This window comes from Alteromonas naphthalenivorans, assembly GCF_000213655.1.
GTDB classification, from domain to species: domain Bacteria; phylum Pseudomonadota; class Gammaproteobacteria; order Enterobacterales; family Alteromonadaceae; genus Alteromonas; species Alteromonas naphthalenivorans.
This window is the reverse complement of record NC_015554.1, coordinates 1,307,017-1,322,282: the sequence shown is the minus strand read 5'-3', so window position 1 is coordinate 1,322,282 and position 15,266 is coordinate 1,307,017. Positions and strand designations below refer to the sequence as shown.

Below are 15,266 nucleotides of genomic sequence, written 5' to 3'. Positions count from 1 at the left end.
AAAGCCTCTTTAAACCTGCACAGAAACTGCACATTTTAGCGATAGCCTTTGATTTGATATTTCGATAAGCATTCGAACATAAAACACAATTCTGAGGCTATATATGAAGACGTCATTCTACGCACTGCTCATGCTCGTGCTGCTGGGCGCATCAGCATGCTCTGATAGCGATAATTCCGACAACACTTCCACGACACAGGATAGTGATACGTCTACTGACTCAGATAGCGATAGCGACTCAAGCAATAGTATTGTTGGCGCAAACCCTGACTACTTTCTAGCTGCGGGTTTGGCCGAAACAATTACCACGACCTCTTGTACGCTTACGGATGGAACCACCACCGACTGCTACAAGGTTGTTATCAATGGCGCACCTGCAAATACAGACATAGGCCCTTTCTGCCCGTCCACTATTACTGACGATGCAACCCAAGGCGGTATATGGTTTGACGGAAGTGGCGAGGTATATCAGCTGGAAGGGCAATTCTTTGTGGACGTAAAAACCCTTTATGGCGATGACTGGGAATTATACGATGAAGATACTGGCGAAATTTTCGTTACAGATACTCAGGTAGCCTGTGAAGCTGCAGCCCGTCCCAACGTAGCCGAAGAATATCAAAATCACTGTGTAGAGTGTTCAATTAGCTATTATGACGGTGGAATGCAACAAACCATTTTAATTCCAGTCACGCCAGTACCATTATCAAACCCGGAATCTATAGGAGCTGACTTGGGCGTTTCATTAAACGGTGTAGTGATAGCAGGCCCTGCCCCCGTCTCTCAAATATTAGCTGCGAATACCATTGCCGCCTTTGACGACTGTGGTGGCCATGTGAACCCCGCCGAGGGATATCATTATCATGCTTCATTAGGCTGTAGCGAAGTGGTAACCAGTCTTGATGATCATGCCAATCTCATGGGATATGCCCTTGATGGCTACGGCATCTACGGCATGTTGAACGCCAATGGCGAAGAAGACTATGATCTTGATGAATGTAGAGGCCATGAGGACGATACAAGAGGCTACCATTACCATGCAGCGAGTGCCGCCGAAAATATGTTTATAGGCTGCTATCAAGGTGCCCAAGGCAGTATAGAGGTAAATTAATGACGTCTATACGTGTAAAATTAGGCAAGTCACTAGCCGGTACATTACCTTTATTCTCATTGGTAACCTTACTAGCAATGGCATGCTCGACGACAGTTTTAGCTCATAGCGGTCATATTCACAACGAAGCATTTGAAGCCTGCGAAACAAAAACTAAGGGCGAGGCATGTAGTTACCTTGTAGCCAAAACGCAGCGTTATAAAGGCAGCTGCCAAGTTTTTAATTTAAAGACCTTGTGTGTTCGAAGTGAGCCCATCGAATATTTACACGCTATACCCGATGAAATAGAGATTGAAGTTAAAACAGACCAAGAAACTGCAGCACAATTAGGCACTGTTAAAGCCAACAATGTTAATGCAGCTAACACTCCCTCTCAGTGATCACCAAACCCTTTCCCAAATGGGGCGTTGGCCCCATTCTCACACTATGAAATAGATTCACACTGAGTGAATTCTTTGCAAGCCTAAGCACTGGCACGCAACACTAAAATAAATAATCTCCAAACTTTTCAATATATTAGACTAAGGTCTAATAATTGCTAAGTTACCTGCAAGTAGGCATTACAGATAAGACAGTAAGTGCGACGTTTGGTAACAACCACTGAAGTTAGGTTATCAAATACTCACCAAAGGGAAATTAGGAGGTTTACATGCATTCACCCGTCAGCGTTGTCACGATAGTAAAAAGTCGTACAGAAAAACTCTGCAGACTCATAGAACAGCTTGAGTCGTGTAACCCACTTCCCGATGAACTTGTCATCGTTTGGATGTGTTCTCCTTCAACGCTTTCACTAGCGAAAAGTGAGAAGTTTAATATCGTGCATAAGTTTGTGGCTAATGGCGCATTACCGATTGCTAGAGCACGAAATCGCGGTTTACAAGAAGCCAAAAGTAACCTTTTAGCTTACCTAAATGTTGATGCCATTGTAGATAAAAACTTTATCGCTAAAGGATTGAATGCATGGTGTCCAGGTTCAGTGGTATTTACCAAAGTGACATTCGTTCCAGAGTCACAATGGGTCCTTCCCCACGACACATTATGCCAAATTAAAAGCCAAGAATTACCAGACGAAGATAATAACGAAATTCCGTCAAGACAACAGGAAGATGATCATGGAAAGTTTAGTGACGATAGCATTTGTTCTACAGTGTTTTTTATTAGCAAGACAGATTTTAAGAAAACCGGCGGTTTCGATGAAGGTTACGACGGCTTCGGACTAAACGACGAAGACTTTTTTACCAATTGCCGTTCATTGGGTTTTTCATTAAACCAAATCGAATTGCAGACTTTTGCGCCAGAGCGCCCAAATTACCGCTGCCCTATTAATCACCTTCTAGATTTTGTCAGAAACGCCGAGCGTTACCACGCTAAATGGGGCGTTAACCCTTGTATCAATGTGCTAAATGCATACGCAGAAGCCGGTTATATTAATGAAGATTTTGAAACCGCTGGTATTCATGTTCTGCAATTGCCAAAGCGCGAAAAAACGTCCTCTGAAAACGAAGTTTCTTCACAAGAGCATGATACAGCGTTGATTAAGCAATCTGCTTAAAAAGCGTGGGAAGACTAATCAAGGAGTGAGTATGTCTATTTTAAAACCTGATCTAGAGCAAAAAGTATCAGCGTTTATCAACCAAGCCGATTACCCTTGTGTAGGCGCTAAAACTGCGTTAAACAAGGGTAAAATCACTGTAAAGCAGTATGATAATTTTCGATGCGACACGAATGATACCGACATCTTGACGGACATCTACGACTTCATTCATCGCTTTGAGCTTGATAAAGATATGTATTCTTCGCTGGTACTTACTTTTGAACAACCAGAGATTCTAAGCGAGATTGTTTTTGATAAATTGATGTGGCGCAAACTTCAGCAACTTCATGACATCGACACCTGCATGCACGGCTGGGATAACCAAGTAGACGAAAATCCGCATAGTCCTAACTTTAGTTTTAGTTTGGGCGGCAAAGCATTTTTTATCATTGGACTCCACCCCGGTGCGAAGCGTAAAAGCAGACGCTTTGAGCGCCCCGCGCTAGTGTTCAATCTTCACGAGCAATTCGAACTACTTCGCGAACAAGGAAAATTTGAAGATTTAAGAGACCACATTCGTCAACAAGACGAAGCCTTCTGTGGTTCAAAAAATACCTTGTTGCAAAATCATGGTGAGCAATCAGAAGCATATCAGTACAGTGGAAAGCAGCAACCTAAGCGTTGGCAGTGTCCTTTCCATGCAAATCAAAACTAATCTACATTAATTCAAATAGAGAAATAAAGAGGCAGCAATGCGACAAACCATTCAACCAAGAAGCGGCACAGCATTCACTATTAATAAAGGTGAGCGGCTAAAAGTTATTGACCCTGAAGGGGAACAAGTTGCCGATTTATATGCTTTTAACGCCCACGATAAAAATGAGTTTATGTCGTCAGGCCGTTCGCTAGATTATAACGAAAGCACCCACTTTAAATCAGGATGTAAGCTTTACTCCAACGAAAGTCAGGTGATGTTTGAGATCATTGAAGATACGGTGGAAGAACACGATTTTCTTTTAACCCCTTGCAGTGTGGATACCTTCAAACACTTTTATCCCAGTGACCCCCCCGTACCTGGATGCCATGGCAACTTAGTGGCCGCATTCGCTGAGTTCGACATTCCTGCACATCATATTGGGACTACATTCAATACCTTTATGAACGTGGATGTAAGCCCCGAGGGAAAAATTGCCGTGCTACCGCCTACGAGTAAAGCAGGTGACTACACTATTTTTGAAGCAAAAATGGACATGATTGTAGGTCTTACTGCATGCTCTGCGGGCGAATCGAATAACTTTCGCTATAAACCAATTCAATTTGAAATTTTGCCCGCTTTATAAGCAAAATTTGAGACCATTAAACTTGCTCTCGTTGAGAGCAAGTTCGCCCTACCATCATCTTAAATTCGTTTTACCCTCTATTTTCAACACTGCTTCCTCCAATTAAATACAGTGGGCTTCTCATCAACTTTTTCAAAATTTGAAAAAAGCTTAGCATTTAGTCCCTTTGGAAAATTGCGTAAATGCTTGGTATCAATTATCTTTTAGGTACTCTAAGAAAAACGTTATTTTTATGTCCATTCGCATACGGTACACGCTAGCGCTGCTTCTCATTGCCTGTCTTGTTACGGCATCTGTATTCACAATGCGAACTCTGCTGAACGGTCAGCGTCTTGATGCTGAAATTATCAATATTGCGGGGCAGCAGCGAATGCTCTCTCAACGCATTGCCCTTCTTGTACAAAAAATAAATGCCTGTGGTGAAGACAGCGCATCGTCTACCGACATACTTGAAACGGCCATTAATACCTTATCAAGTAATCATCAAAAACTAATCTCTTTGCCCTCTTTACCAGACTCTATCTCCAATATGTATTTCGGTACTAGCCAGCTTGATGCAAAGGTTAATCAATATATTGGACAAGCAAGGGCACTTGTGAATTCACCCCAATGTTCTTCTTCAATTGTTATTACTATAGAACAAGCCACCAGGCTGCTAGAGCAACTCAATAGTGTGGTTTATATGTTCGAGCTAGAGGCGAAAAGTCATGTTGATGCGGTCTCGTCTCTTGAGTTCTATTTGTGGCTTGCCACTATATTCCTACTAGGGGTTGAAGCTTTTTTCATTTTCGCGCCCATGGATAGAAAAATAAAAAAGACAATACAGCATCTATATGAAGCCTCTGAAAAAGCAGAAACAGAAGCGCTAAAGGCGCAGGAAGCCAATAGAGCTAAGTCCGAGTTTCTATCGAGTATGAGTCACGAATTACGCACGCCAATGAATGGGCTGTTTGGCATGATTGAACTTGCGATGGATAACCCAAGCAAGAGTGAAAATTACTTACGAAAGGCCAAAACCGCTGGGCGACAATTGCTTACCCTTATTAACGACATTCTCGATTTATCAAAAATTGAAGCGGGGAAAATTGTGGTTGGAAAAGGCCCTGTCGACTTGCTTCAACTGCTTGATGAGGTGGTATCTATACAGCGTATTTATTGCCAGAACAAAGGCTTAGATTTTCATTATAATAAACAGCAAACGCTAGCGCCCATTATTCAAGGTGACATCACCCGTATTGCACAAATTTTACACAACCTATTGAGTAACGCCATTAAGTTCACCGAGTCAGGTAGCGTAACCTTATCGGTTAGCCAAGCTGTCACGGCGAGTGGCAATACCTTGCTGTTTTCGGTTAAAGATACCGGTATTGGTATTGATTCTGATAAATTGTCGACTATCTTTCAAAAATTTGAGCAAGCAGACCAGTCAACCACCCGCCATTATGGAGGCACTGGGCTAGGACTGAGTATCGCTAAAGAATTAGCACAATTAATGGACGGTAATATTTTAGCCACCTCAACCTTAGGCGCGGGTAGTGAATTTACGCTAACCCTTCCGGTGGTTGAAGAGTCTCTGCCCGCCATCGAGGTTAAAACTGACGCCACATTGCGCTGCGCTATTGTGGACGACTTGCTTACAAGCCGAGAATATCTAGAACACGTGGTTGCCGCAATGTCGCTTATTCCAACGTCGTACTCAAGCGCAAAGGACTTTCTGGAAGATACGCCCAATAATTACGATGTTATTATTCTCGATTTAGCGATGCCAGAGATGAGCGGCGTTGATTTGTTGCGAGAATTAGTAAAAACAGATATCTCGCCATTTCCAAAAATCATTTTGATTTCAGCAGAACTTGAACGATTAGATTGTGAAGAGGCCGTGAAAGACGTTATTTGGCGCTCACATGCAAAGCCGATCATCCGCAAAGACTTAGAGCTCGATTTACAAAGCCTAGTGTCCCGAGCCAGCAAGCCAACCGGCTTCCCCCATAAAGCAGCGCCTAGGTTGCGCATTCTTATTGCAGAAGATAATGATATTAACGCCGAAATTGTAAAAGCAATGCTTGAAGGCGAAGGTTTTAAAATTGTGCATGTGAAAGATGGTGAGCAAGCCGTTGCAGCCTGTGCCAAGCACTTGTTCGACTTCATATTGATGGACTGCAACATGCCCGTAATGGACGGTATTATGGCCGCTAGCATTATTCGAAACGAATTAAAGATAAACACGCCTATCGCAGCACTTACTGCCAATGCATTCCCTGAAGATAAAGAAGAATGTTTAAATGCAGGCATGAATGACTTTCTTACCAAGCCATTAGATAAAGACCTGCTGCTCTCTAGTATTAAGCAATTTACGCAAAAGTGGTAACGCACCTTGAAGCGACCGACATACCTGCCGTTAGAGAAAAATCTTTTACTCGTAGCGTTTTTCCTCGCCAATATACCCTGGTGCAATGGCAAGATTATCGGTATTTTCCAGCGTTTCCTGATTTCGCAACCACAGTTGGTATTCACCCGTACGCAGACTGGCATGTTTAGTACAATCTACATTCCACCGGCGCAGTAGATACCCTGCCATAGCGGCCCGTACTTCAAGGTGAAGTACTCCTTCTTCCATACCATAATCGAGCTCAATGGCAGTAGGATGGTTTATATTTTTCGGGTGCGGCACTACTTCTAAGGCTATTTTTCGCTGCCATGCTTCATCGGCTAGGCTCTGTTCGCTTAATGCAGGGTTGGCCTTCAGCGTCACTTTACTAATGCGGGTTAATACGAAATCCCTGAAGCTTCCGGTTTTTCTATCAAACGCACGCACGTGCCAACGCTGGCCATTATCTACAATGCTATGGGGCACCAATTCTCGCGCGCCCGAACCACTTGAAAGCGATGTATAAATAACACTCACCGCTTTGTTATTAACAATAGCTTGCACTAGTTTCGCCACTACATAAATATCGGGGATATTTAACGACGACGCACTTTCTACCGGAAAGTGGATATCACCGATAGCATCGAAGCCATCAGAAATATCGTTCGCTAACTTCACCAAGGTTCTACGAGGATCGTGCTCGAACAACGGTACAAAAGTATCGGTTTGAAAGTAACGCTTATCTCTTGCGTCGTAGGTAAGGTTATTTGGCGCCAGCACTTTATACAGACTGAAATCGCGAGAGCCCGCAGATAAACCCACTTCAAAGCGGCCAATTAGATCTTGGCGATAAATCGCCCCTTTAAACAACAAACAAAAATCGATATAAGCCAACCGCTGGCGCTGAGCAAAGCTGACGGTATCAAGACTTGCGTTTTCTGAAGGTGAAGCATCACTAAGGCCGAACTCTCGCCCTTCATTACCTAGCATTTGGGTGGCAGACATATCATTTCCATTTAACTGTACTTTTAACCAGTGTGGTTCATTTTGAGCACACTGTAAATAGAAATTTTTGTCGTATTTTTTGTTCTTGTCTTCTACAAGAAGCCTTAAATGATTTAGCGAGCATCAAATATAAAAAACCCAGCAGATGCTGGGTTTTTGTTAACATGCTTAGTAATAAGCGTGTTGAGTTACATTGCTAGAATATCTCGATTAGCGGCGAGCCTTAACCCGCGATACCGCCATACCGAAGCAAGCAAGTAATGCTAGAACACCAGTACTTGGCGCTGGAACTTCTGTAATTGAAATTTGAGCGGATGACGTAGTCGCCTGCAACTGCTGGCCATTGGAGTTGAGAACACTGCCACTTACATCAAACAGTGAGTCGTTCACAGCACTTAATGCTGAAAAATTCAACGTGTACAGCTCTAAGGTCCCTGCTAGTAATTGCTGAGTCCCTAACATCTCTAACATCCATGAAAACGGGAGCAAACCCGTTGACGATACAGAGATCATTCCAGGAGCCGTTGGGAACAAACCATCTAAGAAAGTAAATCCCGAGCTATCGCCAAAGGTTACAGAGCCATCTGAATACGTCAAGCTTGTTGAATCATAGATAAACGTATTATCGAATGATATCAGAGGTAGTGTTCCACCAATCGCTAGTAGAGCGTTCACATCTAAATTAACCGTAGCCGTAACAGTATCACCCACGTTATAAGATGCCTGATCGGTACTAATGTTAATAACCGCTGCTTGCGCACTAAAACCAACTAATGCAAATAAACCAATAATAAATTTTTTCATTTTTTCAATTCCTACTTATTCTACTGCACAACCAGCGCGGGTACACATGGTCATCAAGGCATTAAGGTCAAAGAAATTAACCATGCCATCATTATTAAAATCATACTGTAAATCGCTCGCACCACCTGATAAGAACAAGCCGTAGAACGCCATAATGTCGTTATAATCTACGTCGTTGTCGCCATCAAAATCGCCAGGTTGTACCGCATCTGGGAAGTTAAGTACTACTAATACTGGGTCGTGATCTGAAGAGCGGTATGCATCAGCGCCGTAATAATCCGTGATTTGCGCGTCAGTTTTATACTCTTCATTGTAATCAAACACACGAGGCTCATCTGCGTTAATGTGCCATACCGTCGCATCAACCACATATTCAGTTAAGCTTGGGCTAGATAATGCGTGGTCTAGGTAACCTAGTTCGCCGCCAAATGTGTATGAGTATGCCGAATCGCCACCAAAGGTGTTAACTAAGTTGGTATAGCCAGCACTTTCAAGGGCCAAAATAGGCTCTTCTGCTGCATACGCGTTTAAGTCACCCATAATGAGTAAGCGGTCAGATAAGGTATCGCTATTGTTTTCTACAATGGCAACCAAGCCATTAGCTGCATCGGTACGCAATGCGTTCCAACAGCCCTGTCCATCACCTGAATCGGCATTATCACCGGTAGCACTTGAACAACTTCCTTTCGATTTAAAGTGGTTTACGGCAAGGGTGAATGCTTCACCGTTGGCGTTCACTGTAAATGATTGAAGAAGCGGCTGACGGTTACCATAGTCAAACGGTGACTCAGACGATGTAACAGCGTTACCAAATGGTGTGACTACTGCAGGCTTGTAAATCATGCCTACTGCAATTTCGTCGGTACCTAATGCTTCACTGATTGACACATAGCTATACACATCACCGCCCATTTCAGCATTAACCGCTGCGGTTAATGTTGCAATAGCAGAGTCTTCACCATGACCATCATTTTCAACTTCTACAAGACCCACAACATCTGCATCCATTGCTGCTAGCGCTGCAACGATTTTCGCTTCTTGGCGAACCAATTCGAATTCATTGGTAGCGCCGCGAGAGGTTGGGAAGTCTGGTCCATCGAAATAGTTAAGTACGTTAAAGCTAGCCACTTTTACATCGCCGGTTAAGCCGATTAACGGGTAAGCCGTACGTGCATTGGTGCGAACTAATTCTAAGTCCATTACCGGTAGCAATTGATACTCGCTGAACGAGTAATGCATTACACCTGTGAGGTTTTCAACTGTATCGCCCAAACGTAGAGGGTTAGCATGCGTTAGCCCGCCCACAGGGAATGGAATACCATCTAGGTTTTGGCTATTTGAAGCATCATCTACCAACAATGTATTGAGGGCATTTTGTTCTGCTAACGCTATCGCTTCGGCTGTGCCCGCAGGATATTGGTTAGTCGGGATCATCACGCGCTCAGAGCCCACGTTAAACTGTCCGTAACGACCTAAGTTATATACGTCATTGACCAGCAACGATTGGGTAAAGGTAATTTGCATACCTTCATAGGCTTCAAGGTTGGTATCTGTACTAAATGGCATACTAAGTTCTGTGTAGAGAATACTTCCACCTGCGCCTAACACTTCAACGTCGCCTGATAATACAAACTCGGTTAAGTCGTTGTATTCAACCACGTCACCTTGCATGCGAACCAAGTCGCCAACCATTGGGAAAGTCTCTAGGGAAGTAGCATATACAAACACACCTTCAGAGGTTGCGTCGTTGCCATCTGAATCAGCCGCTTCTTCTTGAACAAAGAAACCAGACAAGTCTTCCGCTACTTTGGTCACTACCGCTTCAATGATTACGGTAGTATCAGCAAGTGGTGAAGCATCACCTTCGTCCTGCAGTTCACTGATAAGCACCAACTCGACTGTTGGGTCTACCGGATCTACTGGGTCGACAGGGTCTGTCGGATCAGTTGGGTCGGTTGGGTCAGTTGGGTCGGTAGGGTCGACCACACTGCCATTGTGCGAACCAAAATAATCGTAAGTGTTTTGGCTGTAGCTATCCCACTCACTGTCTGGGTCAAAAGCAGCGTTACGTGTTGCATTACCTTCAGTAATTGAAGCTTTACGCACTAGGGTTACATCTTTACCCCAGTTGGTTTTTACGCCAAACGTACCAACAGCATCAATGGTGACATCACCGTAACTTAGCTCGATGTAATCGTCACCGTTGAAGTTCATTACAAAGCTACTCAACGTCGAGCCTGTAGTCAGCGCATCTTCAGCGCTAGCATGACTAAAGGTAGCCACGGCACCAGAGGCTAACGTGCCGCTAAGTTCCAATACTTTTTCGTCACCTACGCTGGTAGCGCCATTTGAAAGTAATTTAAGCTTATAGTTACTTAAATCTACTGCCTCAGTTGAACCATTGTAAATTTCTACCGCTTTGTTAAAGCTGCTGCCTTCAATGTATTCAGAAATGAAAACGGCGTGGCCTGAACCTGTACTTCCGTCAGTGCCATCATCAACTGAGTCACCAGAATCTTCTCCCGTATCACCGCCATCTGAATCGCCAGCGTCTGTACCATCACAACTTGCATTGAATATTAGTGAAGCAAGCTCAGGCTTGTCGATAAAGGGGTTACGGTTACCTTGGAATTCGAAAACTTTGCTGTTTCTTTCAAGTTCGAATTCATCAACAGGGTCGCTTTCATGCCATTGTAAAAGAACACACAGTTTGCCTTGGGCGGCTTCGTCAGTGCTGGTTAAACGGTCAACCAATACCAAGTCTGCTTCCGACTCGCTGCTATCACTGCCATCGTACCGTACGTCCATGTAAAACATAGCGCGTGCTACATCACCCTTTACTGAATCACGAGGTTCAAAAGAGTCACTATCAATGCTGTTTGCTGGCGCTTCAGGTAGTGCACCATCACTGAAATCAAAATCTAGATTGCCGCGAGAACCGTTTACCGATATATCGGTTGGGCGAAGGTGATGAATATCTGAATATGCGGCTAAGCTGCTACTAGAGAAACCATGGCTGTTCGCCCAAACGTGCTCTCTATTCCAATTGTCCTGATTGCTGCTTTGCGTGCCACTACCGTTACTGAATTTAGCTAACGATGTTCCCATGTAGAACAACACGACATTGTCTGGGTTGGCAGGGTCTTGATCGGTGTCAGTTAGGGCTGTCCATGCTTCTGAATAAGAAAGCTGATGGTGATCGAGTGAGATAATATTTTGAGCCAGTGCTTTAAGTGTTTCAGCGCTTTCATTATTCGTTATTGCTGTATCAAGCTGCGCATAATAATCCGCTTCAACATAGTCGCTGGGCAATTTAACCGCGGTTAAATCAGGGCAGTTAAAGCAGGTTTCGGTTAAGGTACGAAGTGTGTCTTCAGATGTTTCGCCATCATCGCCGCCTTCACCCTCTCCTTCTGAGCCAGTCGAACCTGATAAAACAACGCTGTTTACAAAGTGGGATTCTGTCCCAGCATTGTTCTTCATAGCTAGTTTTATTTGAACCGTGCTTGCATCAGGAATAGCAGAATTAACGGTTACACTAGTGTAGTCATCTATAAGAGTGTGAATATCTGTTCCCAGTGCATTGGTGACTAAGACAAACTCTCCACCATCAACTGAGTACATCACATCAACATAATCTATGTCTTCTTGCGTACCACTTTCTGATACTTCGACATCAAGCTGCAAGTCAGTTAAGCCATTTACGACAATAACCTCAGACACCCACACGGCATCGCCATCTACGTCGCGAGCACTTAGTTGGCCGCCATCGACTTTAAACCAGTCAGAAACCGCACTTAAATCAGCGTCTGTTACATCAATACTCCAGCGTGATACGCCATCCATATCAATAGTAATAGTATCTCCTCCAACCGCTCCTTTGCCATCTAATGTGGCTGCGTCGAAGTTTTCTTCCCAAATTACATCTGATAAAGCGTTAAAAGAAAGTGGCAGCGTTAACACACTACCCAATATTAATTTCACGCACAAAGCTGACTTACTCAACTTCGCTCGCCCTTGCCTACCCAGTTCCGCCATGTTGTTATCGTCCACTTTTTTTTAGGAACGTATAAAATTATATACTTGCGTATACACAGCAAGAACTTGTGCAAAATAATAACAGTTTTTTATTTACTGAAAAAAAACAAAAACTTATGACGTTTAAATAAGTTTATTTTTTGTTTAACTCAAGTGTACTTTGGTACAGGTAAAACTAAGTGTGTAAATTTTGTGCAAATAGTCGAGTCGTAATAAAACTGAAGCTTACCGCCTTCTTTTATGACAATTTGAGGTCGAAAATAAAAAAGAGGCTGCCGAATGGCAGCCTCTTACGATTAATCACAGTAATCCTGTTGATTTATAAAGATATTAATTAAATCTTATATTCACTTGCCGTATTTAGCTAAGAATTTATTAAAGTCTTTTTGGTATGTCGCTTTTAAGCGCAAGCATTGGTTCGACTCATCCAACATAATGTCGAAACTACGCGCCATTCCTTCATACTTATCTTTGATTGGCTCGTAGAATGCTTTAGCCATGTCTAAGTTTTCAGCACTACAGCTAGTAGATACAAATTCAGGCATACGAGATACATGGTAATCAGGCATCTTTGCAATCAAGGCATCAAGGTTCTTGTCTAACCATTTATACAATGCAGTTTTGAGCTCTAAATTACGCGATACTCTTACCAACATGTAAAGCGTGTTGGCTGGCGTAATATCATCGGTTAATGCTAAATCTAGCATTTTGTTTGCCGTGGCTTCATCGGTGTAGCGCATTGAATAAAGCAAGGTACGTTTAACATTCGGCAGTTGCGCTTCTTTGAATGCGGCCACTAACGTATCGTAGAGATCCTCTTCACCGTACTTCGTAGTGATACCTATCGCGGTGCCAGCAATACCCGCAGGAACTGCACTGCTATCTTTAATATATTGCTTGGCTATCAATTCACTCTTTTTAATCAGTGTTTCGTTGTTTGCTCTGTTTCCAAGCAGGCTATAAAGCTGGTTACGTAGGCTAATAACACTCTCCGCTTCGCCACTAGTTTGCTCAAGGGTAAGCTCGTTTAGTAAAGGTAAGTATTCTTGATTCAACAAGGCTGCGTAATGTGTTCTGTTGTCGTCATTAATCAAGTAGTCAAACTCACCCAAAACGCCTACCGCGGCACGTTTAACAACAGGGTCGTTGTCTTTCGCCAATGCAGTTAATACTGGCATTATGCTATCAATACTCACCTTACCCGCGTTAAGTAATGCTTGCATGTTATACAACACATTTTTCTTTTCACGGTTATTAAGTACATTGAGGTCGTTTAGAAGGTTGCCCATCTGCTTTGCTGAAATGGCCCAACGAAAATAGCCTGTGGCGTTATCGTTAGGGAAAACCCAGTCTGCTTCAGCAAGTTGAGGCAATGTGGTTTTGGCTTTATCGATAAACACCACTTCTTGCTTTATCTTGCCATTTACTTTGTAAGTAAGTTTAAGTGGAACAGCCCAAGTTTGAGCTTCTACGCTAGCGCCCGCATAATGAAAGCGCTCTTGGGTGATAGTGCCGTTATCGTTAATAGTAATAAGTGGGTAAGCAGGTTGTTCCAAGTAGGCTTTCATCATGGCACTTAGATTAATGTCTGAAACACCATCAAGGGCAGCCCATAAATCATCAGCAACCGTATTGCCCCACGCATGGGTGTTCATATAGTTACGCACGCCCTCACGGAACTTTTCAGTACCAATTAACGACTCTATCATTTGCAAAATAGACTCGCCTTTTGAGTAGTTAAGCCCTAAGCCATCCATTACATCAGGCTGTGTACGAACCACTTTTTTCACCGGTTTAACGGTAGGGCTAGCATCGGCACCGAACGCAGATTCTTGCACGATACGATCGGCAAAATTAAGCTCTGGGTACAGCTCCATCATGGTATAGCTGGCAGCCCACGAGGCAAACGCTTCGTTTAGCCATAAATCGTCCCACCACGCCATGGTAACTAAGTTACCAAACCATTGGTGTGCCAATTCATGTGCAATAACGTTAAGCGGGCCTTTACGTTCTGTTAAACCCGGCTCGTCTTCTAATAATAATAAGCTGTCGCGATAAGTAATTAGCCCTACGTTTTCCATCGCACCGTGCGTAAAGTTAGGCACTGCAACAAAATCGAGTTTTTTGTAAGGGTATTTAATATCGAAAAAGTCTTCTAGCGTGGCTAAAATTTCAGGGGTATGTTTCACCACAAATTTTGTTTTATCTGCATAGCCTTTAGGCACGTAGATTTTACCAGGTACCGACAAGCCTTCTAACTCTGCGCTATCAAACGGCCCTACGGTATAAGCAATTAAGTAGGTTGGCATAGGTTTGGTTTTTTCAAACTTAACCGTTTGCATGCCTTCGCTAACATCGCGGCTCTCAACCGGCGTATTCGATACCACCACTTGTTTTTCAGGCGCTGTGATTGTCATTTGGTACGCTATTTTAAAAGCGGGCTCGTCGAAGCTAGGAAATGCTTTACGTGCATGCATATCTTCAAACTGCGTAAAGAGGTAGTTTGTTTCTTCAAAACGAGATAAATACATACCATCAGATGAGGTATTCACCTTGCCTTCGAAGTCGATTACAAGGGTGTATTTGCCTGGTGCAATGTCAGCATCAGCCATACCCCAATTAATGTTGTACTCGCCTTCTTCAACATTAAGTGCTATTGCACGCTCGTTTTGAATAAGCTCGGCGTGAGTGATCGCAAGATCTTGCTGATAAAAGCCTACTCTTTTGGTTACCGTATTAACTGTGACGTTTATACGAGTAGAACCAGAGTAGTGTGGTGCGTCGGGATCCAGGTTTAAATGAATGTCTTGAAAGGTTGGCGTTACGGAAGATGGTAAGCGGTATTCAACGTCTTTTGCTAACACTTGAGTCGTTAACAGCGCCAAAACACAACTAAACAACGTTATGATTCGTCTCATATATTATAATTCCATGTAGAGAGGGAACTGAGTTCCTGAAGCCGGAGCATTGCCCCATGTATAATCGCGGGGGAGCATAATCAGGTTTATCGAGGCGCGCAACCTGACTAGTCGCAAATTTTTTTAGAAATTGTTACGAGAGATGTCCAGC

At 43.4% G+C, this 15,266-nt stretch carries 10 protein-coding genes; 6 read left to right on the top strand and 4 right to left on the bottom strand.

Annotated features, from left to right (window positions below):
* Positions 1-103 precede the first annotated feature (103 nt).
* The 6 genes from AMBT_RS05655 to AMBT_RS05630 all read left to right on the top strand — a co-directional run bounded on the left by AMBT_RS05655 (position 104) and on the right by AMBT_RS05630 (position 6,350).
* A complete protein-coding gene (locus AMBT_RS05655; RefSeq protein ID WP_013783628.1) occupies positions 104-1,108 on the top strand; it encodes a YHYH protein in 1,005 nt (334 codons plus the stop codon).
* Positions 1,108-1,488 (top strand): hypothetical protein, encoded by a 381-nt coding sequence (locus tag AMBT_RS05650; protein WP_013783627.1) that lies wholly within the window; start codon positions 1,108-1,110, stop codon positions 1,486-1,488. Before AMBT_RS05655 ends, AMBT_RS05650 begins: the two co-directional genes overlap by 1 nt.
* A gap of 269 nt (positions 1,489-1,757) precedes the next feature.
* Positions 1,758-2,660, top strand: coding sequence for a glycosyltransferase family 2 protein (locus AMBT_RS05645; protein ID WP_013783626.1), 903 nt, complete (start codon positions 1,758-1,760; stop codon positions 2,658-2,660).
* 31 nt (positions 2,661-2,691) lie between these two features.
* Positions 2,692-3,357, top strand: coding sequence for a guanitoxin biosynthesis heme-dependent pre-guanitoxin N-hydroxylase GntA (gntA, locus tag AMBT_RS05640; RefSeq protein WP_013783625.1), 666 nt, complete (start codon positions 2,692-2,694; stop codon positions 3,355-3,357).
* 37 nt (positions 3,358-3,394) lie between these two features.
* Complete coding sequence (locus tag AMBT_RS05635) at positions 3,395-3,982, top strand: DUF1989 domain-containing protein (RefSeq protein WP_013783624.1); 588 nt, start codon at positions 3,395-3,397, stop codon at positions 3,980-3,982.
* Between the two features lie 232 nt (positions 3,983-4,214).
* Entirely contained in the window at positions 4,215-6,350 is a 2,136-nt protein-coding gene (locus AMBT_RS05630; protein ID WP_041452500.1) for a response regulator, read from the top strand.
* 45 nt (positions 6,351-6,395) lie between these two features.
* On the opposite strand, the gene AMBT_RS05625 is transcribed toward AMBT_RS05630, so the two are convergent.
* The 4 genes from AMBT_RS05625 to AMBT_RS05610 all read right to left on the bottom strand — a co-directional run bounded on the left by AMBT_RS05625 (position 6,396) and on the right by AMBT_RS05610 (position 15,115).
* Entirely contained in the window at positions 6,396-7,355 is a 960-nt protein-coding gene (locus AMBT_RS05625; protein WP_013783622.1) for a WYL domain-containing protein, read from the bottom strand.
* Between the two features lie 210 nt (positions 7,356-7,565).
* Positions 7,566-8,159, bottom strand: a complete 594-nt coding sequence (locus tag AMBT_RS05620) for a hypothetical protein (RefSeq protein ID WP_013783621.1) — start codon at positions 8,157-8,159, stop codon at positions 7,566-7,568.
* 15 nt (positions 8,160-8,174) lie between these two features.
* Entirely contained in the window at positions 8,175-12,197 is a 4,023-nt protein-coding gene (locus tag AMBT_RS05615; RefSeq protein ID WP_013783620.1) for an ExeM/NucH family extracellular endonuclease, read from the bottom strand.
* 347 nt (positions 12,198-12,544) lie between these two features.
* Positions 12,545-15,115 carry a M1 family metallopeptidase gene (locus tag AMBT_RS05610; RefSeq protein ID WP_013783619.1) on the bottom strand — a complete coding sequence of 857 codons (2,571 nt, stop codon included), beginning with the start codon at positions 15,113-15,115 and terminating at the stop codon, positions 12,545-12,547.
* Positions 15,116-15,266: the final 151 nt, after the last annotated feature.